Raw genomic sequence first — 8,198 nt, forward strand, 5'->3', positions numbered from 1 at the left:
CGTTTTTCCTTATTGTATTTTTTAACCTACTGATAGTATGTCAGAAACTGTTGATCGAGCGCTATAGATTGCAAGGTACTTGTTTGTAAAGAAGATGTGGGGATTCTTTGTAGCTCAACGCCTCTTCACTAAGCGAGATAATAATTAATAATGAAATAATCAGAAAAATATATGTTTTCACTGAGCATTCTTTACTATTGGTTGTATGTGTTATATCGGATAAACACAGCAACCCTGAAGAGGAAACTTCAGGATTTATGTGTTGATTTGTTTATTAAGTTGTTAGGTTGCCGGAGCGGTGATTTCATGTTTGGCATCGGCCCTAGTGCGGGTAAGCGCAAAAAAGAACAGTGCTGCAACGATGGCCGTTAGAATAAAGAAATTTCCTTCAGACATTTGCAGTTTATGATTACCTGGTGAGAACCAGCATAAGATTGTAAGTGCATAGAAATAAAGGAACAATAAGCCGCATTTTTTGATGGCGCAGCCTGCACTTTGCAGTGAAGAAGATTGTAGGGCGATAAATACAGCCTGGAAAATAGTAATTAATAAAATAAGTTCAAAGACGATAGAAAAGTGGCCAATGGTAAAAAGATAACTGAAGACAATAAACAGTAGTGCTGCAATCAAGCGTCCGCCTATAATCTTAAAAGTAAATTCTTTTGGGGCGACTGTTTTTCTAAAGACGACCAGGGCAAGAGGTACCGTCATAAAGGAAAGGATATGAAATAAGCTAAGGATTTGTGCGAGGGAAGACCAGCTTCTGAAACTAAATAAAAAGACAATTGCCAGTGCAATATTAAAGATCAATGAACGGCGCGAAACACCATAGTGGGGGTGTACATGGTCAAAGAAACGCGGAACCTGTTTTTCGCGAGACATGGCTGTTAGCATCCGTGTAGAAGAGCCGGTATAGGCTAAAGCCGTTCCTAACGGTGAGACCATCGCATCGACGTAGAGGATGAGCATGATCATATGCAGGCCTAATAGGCCGGCTAACTGTACCATGGGGGCCTGAAAGTCAAGCTGGTGCCAGCCATTTTTTAGCATGCTTGGCGGTAGTGCGCCAATAAATGACACTTGCAAGAGCAAGTAAATCACTAAGCAGATTACAATCGAGAGGACCAAAGAGAGCGGGATATTGCGTTTTGGGTTTGAAATCTCACTGGAAAACGAAATAATCGATTGAAAGCCATTAAACGCTACGATAATGCCAGTGGTAATAATGGTAGTGAAGACAGAGTTCCAGCCATAAGGCATATAATTATGATCGACTGCTGTAAAGTTGCTGGCGTGAAAACTTACTGCAATGACAATAATGGCAGTAATTAAGGGGACAAAAATTTTGAAGATTGCAATGGCATTATTCGCTTTTGTTAATGAGCGCACGCCCCAATAGTTAATCAAGCAATAAATAACAATTAATACGAGGGAAAAGATCAGCCCTAAAGGAGCTAAGGAGTCATTGACCCATAAGTAAGACTTCATACTTGGAAATAAGCTGATAAGATATTGAATGGTTGCGTCAGCTTCCATGGGAATGACCGCAACAATACCGAGCCAATTGGCAATGGCAAAGGGAAAACCAAAGTATTTATTATGAGAGATGGTTGAAATAACGGCTGTCAGTCCTCGCCGTGGAAATAAAGCGGCAATTTCAGCAAAGCATAAGGCAAGTAAAAGAATCAGTCCTGCACCGATGATCCAAGAGAGTAATGATGCGCTGCCTGCGGTTTGTGCTGCATGATAGGGTGCGAATAGCCAGCCACTGCCAATAATGGCGGAGATGCCAATAAAGGTTGCTGGAATAAGCCCAATTTTGTGCTTATGAAGTTTTGTCATAGTGTATTAACCAATTTTTCCTTAAGTTTCTTTATATCTAGTTTTTTCTATCTCAATGTGTGTAGCTCGTATAGTTTAATTTAATATCTGCCCATATTCGCCGGATCCTAAGCTCGTACAGTACAACATTGGTCGCCACACGACGTTTCATTATAACGACAAGTTTGCATTGAAGGAATCTTAACTTTGCTCAAGCCTTATAAATTTAAAGTATTGCGTATAAAATTCTAATTTGTATTGATGTTTATAGTGATCTATGGCAAGACTGTGTGCCTTACTTCGGGTTAGAGAAGGTGTTACCATTATTAGTGTTCTGAGTAAGTTTTTAGCAAGATTTGTGATTAAAGAGGACAGAGGATAATGCCGCAGCTGTATGACTCACCAGACCACGCTCGTTTTCCACATGCACTGATTCAAAACCAGGCGGAATACCAGCGTTTATGCCAGTGGGCAAAAGAAGATTACGAAGGTTTTTGGGCGCATCAAGCAAAGACATTGATTGATTGGAAAAGTCCATTTAAAACAATACTTGATGAGAGTAATGCGCCCGCTTATCACTGGTTTACTGATGGGACGCTGAATGTTTCGGAACAATGCTTAGATCGCCACTTAAACGAACGCAAAAATAAAGTCGCATTGTTATTTGAAGGTGAGCGAGGCGATCGTCAAGCGATTAGTTACCTTGAGTTGTATTATCGGGTTTGCCAAACAGCGAATATGCTTAAAGAAGAGTTTAAGCTGGAAAAAGGTGATCGAGTCGTTTTATATATGCCGATGATTCCAGAAGCGGTTGTGATGATGCTAGCGTGTGCACGTTTGGGGGTGATTCATTCGATTGTCTTTGGTGGTTTTTCAGCAGAGGCGCTTTATGAGCGTATTATCGATGCTAAAGCGAAGCTGGTGATTACTGCCGATGGTGGTTTTCGTCATGGACAACCCTATTTATTAAAGCCAACCGTTGATCAGGCCCTTGGAAAAGGCTGTGATTCTGTTGAGGCGGTATTGGTGGTGCGTCGTAACCATCAAGATGTTAAGTATCAGCCGGGTCGAGATTTTATTTATGATCTAATGGTTGATGAGTATGAAACATCCTGCCCAGCCGTTGAGCTGGCCAGTGAAGATCCTTTATTTTTGTTATACACCTCAGGCAGTACCGGCAAGCCTAAAGGGGTGCAGCATGCTCAGGCTGGCTATATTTTATGGGCACAACTGACCTTAAAGTGGGTATTTGACCTGCAAGAGAGTGATACCTTTTGGTGCACGGCAGATATTGGCTGGATTACAGGTCACACTTATACGGTGTATGGACCGCTGGCCTTGGGTGCGACCACTTTAATTTATGAAGGGGTGCCGACATTTCCTGATGCTGGGCGCTTTTGGCGGATTATCGAGCGCTATCAAGTCAATCAGTTTTATACTGCACCTACGGCGATTCGTTTATTGCATAAAGAGGGTGAGAGCTTGCCGCAGCAATTTGATTTATCTACATTGCGTGTGTTGGGGACAGTCGGAGAGCCGATTAATCCAGAAGCATGGCAATGGTATTATGAATCAGTGGGTAATTCACATTGTGCAATTGTTGATACCTGGTGGCAGACTGAAACAGGCGGGCATTTAATCACACCTTTGCCTGCGTGGGGAGGAGCAAAGCCTGGCTGTGCGATGCGGCCATTGCCTGGAATTTTTGCTGAGATTTTAACGCCGGAAGGTCAGAAAGCGAAACCTGATCAAAAGGGTTTATTGTGCATCACTCGACCGTGGCCGAGTATGTTAAGAACCATTTGGGGTGATTATGATCGCTTTATCAATAGCTATTTTTCTGAGGTTAATTATCTAGGAAAAGCCGTTTATTTTAGTGGTGATGGTGCCTTGTATGACCAAGATGGCCATATTTGGGTGACAGGGCGTGTGGATGATGTGGTTAACGTCAGCGGCCATCGCTTAGGCACGGCAGAAGTCGAGTCAGCGATTGCTAAGCATGAGGTAGTTGCTGAAGTCGCCGTTGTTAGTCGTCAGCATGAAATTAAAGGCGAGGCGATCGTTGCATTTATTGTCTTACGTGATTTAAATTATAATCAGAGTAATAATGATGAGCGTTTGGCATTGCATAAATCAATTAATGCTGTTGTTAGAGCAGAGATTGGCGCAATTGCTTTAGTTGAAAATTTTTACGTGGTTAGTGCACTGCCGAAAACGCGCAGTGGCAAAATCGTTCGGCGTTTACTGCGCTCGATTGTACGCAAAGAAGATCTCACGCAAGATACTTCTACTTTAGAGAATCCGGCGATTATTGCTGACTTAGAATGGGTTATTAATACGACAAATACTTGACGGCGAGGGCAAACCTCGCTATCTTTCAGCACAGAATTAGGGGTGCCATCAGGCTGAGAAATACCCTTTGAACCTGATTTGGTTGATGCCAACGTAGGAAAATTCATGCTGTACTCACTTATATATATATATAGACTTCACCTTACTCTCTTTAATCAGTGTTACTTTAATTTTAAAGCTAAGGTTGAGCAATGCAACGCTTAGCGATTATTGGTGCGGGTTTAATGGGGCGTGTTTTGGCGCTTGATGCCTTATCTGCGGGGTTTCATGTCACTTTATTTGATCGTGATGATACGTCAGGTCAAAAGAGCTGTGCGTATACGGCAGCGGGTATGTTAGCGCCAATTGCAGAAGTTGAACATGATGATGTGCTGATTTATTCTTGGGGAATCGAATCTCTGGTACGTTGGCCGCAGATTCTTGCAACATTAGGTAATGATCGGGTTTGGTTTCAGCAACAAGGCAGCCTCATTGTCGCTTTTGCCCAGGATCATCAGGATATGCTGCATTTAAGAGACTGCCTTGCGCTTAAATTAAGCCATTTAAAGGGGAATAACCATCCTGAGTTTGAGTTTATTCGTCAAGATACGATTGCCCTGTTAGAGCCAGAACTTAATCCCAAATTAAGCACGGGTTTATTTTTCCCTGGTGAAGGCCAAGTGAGCAGCGATGACTTTTTAAACGCGTCAGCAGAGTATTTACAGAGTCATGAAAATATCGATTGGCAAGACCGTACCGAGGTGATCGAGTTTGGTGAGCATTGGTTAAAAACAGCGCAGTCTGATGCGAAACAAGAGTATGATTGGGTGATTGATAGTCGTGGTTTGCAGGCGAAACAAGCGGTTAATGCATTTCCAGGTTTACATGGTGTGCGCGGCGAAGTGATTCATTTACAGGCGCCGACGGTGACATTAAATCGACCTGTGCGCTTAATTCATCCACGTTATAGTATTTATGTGGTGCCTCGTGCCAATCATCATTATGTCATCGGCGCGAGTTCTATTGAGTCTGAAGATTTTTCGCCGCCTTCGGTACAATCAACATTAGAGCTATTATCTGCGGCTTATAGTTTGCATCGTGGTTTTGCCGAGGCGCGGATTTTAGAAACTCGGGTGAATTGCCGACCGACCTTGCCAGACCATTTGCCAAAAATTATTTATAAATCAGGCTTAATTCACGTCAATGGTCTGTATCGGCACGGTTATTTACTCGCGCCTTTTTTATCTGCAAAAATTATTGAGTATATTAAAGGTTTAGCGTCATTAAAATAATAACATAGCAAAGAATAAACAGAAATATCAATATGGAGGTAGCAGCGGATGATGATTATGATTAAATGCAATGGTCAAAGTGAATGTATTCAAGAAAACACCTTATTAACTGATGCGTTAGCAAAGTGGAACTATCAAGGGGCGAGTTTTGCGGTTGCGATTAATTGCAGCTTTGTGCCGCGCAGTGGCTTTGCGAGTACTTATTTAAAGGCCGGGGATGAAATTGACGTTGTCACCCCAATGCAGGGAGGGTAGTTCATTATGCTATCTTTGTATGATGTGACGTATAATAAGCGTTTAATTTTAGGTACCTCGCTGTATCCAAACCTTGAGTGTATGAAAGCATCGATTATTGCTTCAGGGGCTGAATTAGTCACGGTTTCTCTGCGCCGGCAAATGCATGGTGATGAAAATAATTACTTTTGGCAGAGTATTAATGAGTTAAATTGTGATATTTTGCCAAATACTGCCGGTTGCTATACGGCAAAAGAAGCGATTGTTACCGCACAAATGGCGCGTGAAGTATTTAATACGAATAAAGTAAAACTTGAAGTTATCGGTAATAATTATAATTTACAGCCGGATCCATTTGAATTACTAGAAGCTGTACGTGTGCTGGTGAATGAAGGCTTTGACGTTTTGCCTTATTGTACTGATGATATTATTTTATGTGAGCGTTTACTTGAGGCGGGGTGTCGCGTATTAATGCCTTGGGCTGCGCCGATTGGCACGGGTAAAGGTTTGTTGAATCCTTATCAATTTCGTTTATTGCGCGAACGTTTTAAAAATATTCCGATTATTATTGATGCGGGTTTAGGTGAGCCAGCGCATGCGTGTAAAGTGATGGGGCTGGGAGCGGATGCGGTGATGTTGAATACCGCTGTGGCGAAAGCTCAAGATCCGGTTAAGATGGCACAGGCGTTTGCGCTTGCCATAGAAAGTGGGCGCTTAGGCTATGAAGCGGGGAAAATGCCAGAGCGTGATTTAGCGGTACCGAGTACGCCGACGGTGGGCGTGCCTTTTTGGCATGAACAAGAAAAAACAGCCGTTACAGTTTCTGATTCTGGTGCTCACTTAAAGCAGAAAAATAACTCGCTCGCTGCTTCTGGCTCGTTGTCATTTAAAAAAATCGATAAAACACGTTTAGCTTTTTATCCGATAGTTAATCGCAGTACTTGGATTGGCCGTGTTGCAAAGTCAGGCTGTAAAAGTGTGCAGTTGCGTATTAAAGATTTGCAGGGCCACGCATTAAAGGATGAAATCAAGGCGGCCATTGCTAGCGCACACGAGTTTAATATTGACTTATACATTAATGACCATTGGCAGCTGGCTATAGAGTTAGGTGCGTTTGGGGTACATTTAGGTCAAGAGGACTTAGATAAAGCAAATTTACAGGCGATTTATAATGCTGATTTAGCTTTTGGTGTTAGTACTCATGATAAGAATGAATTAGCGCGTATTGCTAATTTAAAAACATCTTATGTTGCCTTTGGACCTATTTTCAAAACACAAAGTAAGGTGTTGGATTTCTCTCCTCAGGGTATAGAGCGCTTAGCCTATTGGCGTAAGCTTGTGCAATGCCCACTTGTTGCGATCGGTGGGATTAATCTTAGTAATATTGCTGATGTTTATAACACTGGTGTGGATGGTGTGGCAGTCATTTCTTTGGTGACTGCTGCGGATAATCCAGAGCAGGTGATTGCTGAGGTTTTTGCAATTCAAAAAAACAGTATGGTAAAATAAAAGTAACATATGGGTCCTTGTGCAGCTTATTATTGACTATGATTTACGTGATATGAGCTGCGAGGGTGCAGGTGATGCAATGGATATTGTTAATGCCTATCATTAATCACATTGAAGATTAGAAATAAATTCATTTGTTGAGCTATCTGTTGCATTAAAAAATAAATAGCTAGAGCCGTAGGAAGGTGCAGCGATTTTAATCTCCTTTATTTTCTCTAATCGTTGATTTGGAGTCATGTTTTCATTGCGAATTATATTCATAATTCGAGATATTCTTTCTGGAACCTGGTGTGGTTTTCCATCTGAATCGGTTATAGAATAATTGCTTTTAAAATATCCAAGATTAAATCCTGGCCCTTTTAGTTGTTCGAAAATTCCTGTTGCTATATCATCTAATACAATCAGCTCACACTTTGATAAATAATCATCTAGCGTTGAGTAAAAACTTATATATCTTGAAGTGTGAAGGTTGCTATCAAGTGATTCATGGTTTATAAGCTGTTTTAAAAAATGTAAGAGACTTGCTGCTGATTGAGAGCGAGCAGTTTTGGTAATAAATTCAGAAAAAAAAGCAGCAGCAGCATCTTTTTCTTGATCACCCGCTAGTTTTAGATAAATAGCCAGCAAATATTGTGATACTTTTTCTTTTAAATCAAAAAACGTCATATTGACCTCTATTAATTAATATGCTCATAAATGAAAGAGTATAATTAATATCAGACCATTAAAGTTTTAATTCACTATAAGAAGAGCTGATAGATATCATCTTAACGACTTTTTTTTCTATTGTCGATGGTTTGAATTAAGTGCGCCCTCCGTCATCTGAAGTGCAACACTACTCTATACTAAGCCGCCATCAAATACTCTAAAAAAACATGATTAGGTGAGCAATAATTCAAACTCGCTCTTCTTCTGGTGTTCAATGTATGCTCTATTTTTGCTATTTCTTTGTCACTAATTTCATTAAAATCTGTCCCTTTAGGTAGAAAACGCCTTATCAAACCATTTGTG

Annotated in this window: 6 protein-coding genes, 1 pseudogene and 1 riboswitch; of the genes and pseudogenes, 4 read left to right on the forward strand and 3 right to left on the reverse strand. The window is 41.1% G+C overall.

The annotated features are described in order from the left end of the window. Positions 1-282 precede the first annotated feature (282 nt). Positions 283-1,842: an APC family permease gene (locus C200_RS12240; protein ID WP_016211212.1), complete on the reverse strand. Its 1,560-nt coding sequence runs from the start codon at positions 1,840-1,842 to the stop codon at positions 283-285. 360 nt (positions 1,843-2,202) lie between these two features. Here C200_RS12240 and acs point away from each other — a divergent pair, with 360 nt between their 5' ends. The 4 genes from acs to thiE all read left to right on the forward strand — a co-directional run bounded on the left by acs (position 2,203) and on the right by thiE (position 7,187). Continuing rightward, a complete protein-coding gene (gene acs / locus C200_RS12245; RefSeq protein ID WP_016211215.1) occupies positions 2,203-4,173 on the forward strand; it encodes an acetate--CoA ligase in 1,971 nt (656 codons plus the stop codon). Between the two features lie 28 nt (positions 4,174-4,201). Then, positions 4,202-4,290: riboswitch (TPP riboswitch) on the forward strand. 74 nt (positions 4,291-4,364) lie between these two features. Next, positions 4,365-5,444, forward strand: a complete 1,080-nt coding sequence (locus tag C200_RS12250; protein ID WP_016211211.1) for an FAD-dependent oxidoreductase — start codon at positions 4,365-4,367, stop codon at positions 5,442-5,444. 48 nt (positions 5,445-5,492) lie between these two features. Next, the gene (gene thiS / locus C200_RS12255; protein WP_016211213.1) at positions 5,493-5,699 is read left to right on the forward strand and encodes a sulfur carrier protein ThiS; all 207 of its coding nucleotides are present in this window, start codon (positions 5,493-5,495) and stop codon (positions 5,697-5,699) included. A 6-nt stretch (positions 5,700-5,705) separates the two neighbouring features. Continuing rightward, on the forward strand, positions 5,706-7,187 hold the full coding sequence (gene thiE, locus C200_RS12260) for a thiamine phosphate synthase (protein ID WP_016211210.1): 1,482 nt from the start codon (positions 5,706-5,708) through the stop codon (positions 7,185-7,187). A 102-nt stretch (positions 7,188-7,289) separates the two neighbouring features. Here thiE and C200_RS12265 read toward each other — a convergent pair whose 3' ends face one another. Together C200_RS12265 and C200_RS16950 are read right to left on the reverse strand one after the other, a co-directional pair. After that, positions 7,290-7,853 carry a hypothetical protein gene (locus C200_RS12265; protein WP_016211214.1) on the reverse strand — a complete coding sequence of 188 codons (564 nt, stop codon included), beginning with the start codon at positions 7,851-7,853 and terminating at the stop codon, positions 7,290-7,292. Between the two features lie 179 nt (positions 7,854-8,032). Beyond that, positions 8,033-8,198: pseudogene (locus tag C200_RS16950) on the reverse strand (IS30 family transposase); the annotation flags it as partial.

The organism is Piscirickettsia salmonis LF-89 = ATCC VR-1361 (assembly GCF_000297215.2).
In the GTDB taxonomy this organism is placed as follows: Bacteria; Pseudomonadota; Gammaproteobacteria; order Piscirickettsiales; family Piscirickettsiaceae; genus Piscirickettsia; species Piscirickettsia salmonis.

What these genes read in the sequence shown, in the direction of transcription:
- acs (WP_016211215.1), top strand. Translation starts at nt 2,203, where the DNA reads ATGCCGCAGCTGTATGACTCACCAGACCACGCTCGTTTTCCACATGCA.
- thiE (WP_016211210.1), top strand. Translation starts at nt 5,706, where the DNA reads ATGCTATCTTTGTATGATGTGACGTATAATAAGCGTTTAATTTTAGGT.
- C200_RS12240 (WP_016211212.1), bottom strand. Translation starts at nt 1,842, where the DNA reads ATGACAAAACTTCATAAGCACAAAATTGGGCTTATTCCAGCAACCTTT.
- C200_RS12265 (WP_016211214.1), bottom strand. Translation starts at nt 7,853, where the DNA reads ATGACGTTTTTTGATTTAAAAGAAAAAGTATCACAATATTTGCTGGCT.
- thiS (WP_016211213.1), top strand. Translation starts at nt 5,493, where the DNA reads ATGATGATTATGATTAAATGCAATGGTCAAAGTGAATGTATTCAAGAA.
- C200_RS12250 (WP_016211211.1), top strand. Translation starts at nt 4,365, where the DNA reads ATGCAACGCTTAGCGATTATTGGTGCGGGTTTAATGGGGCGTGTTTTG.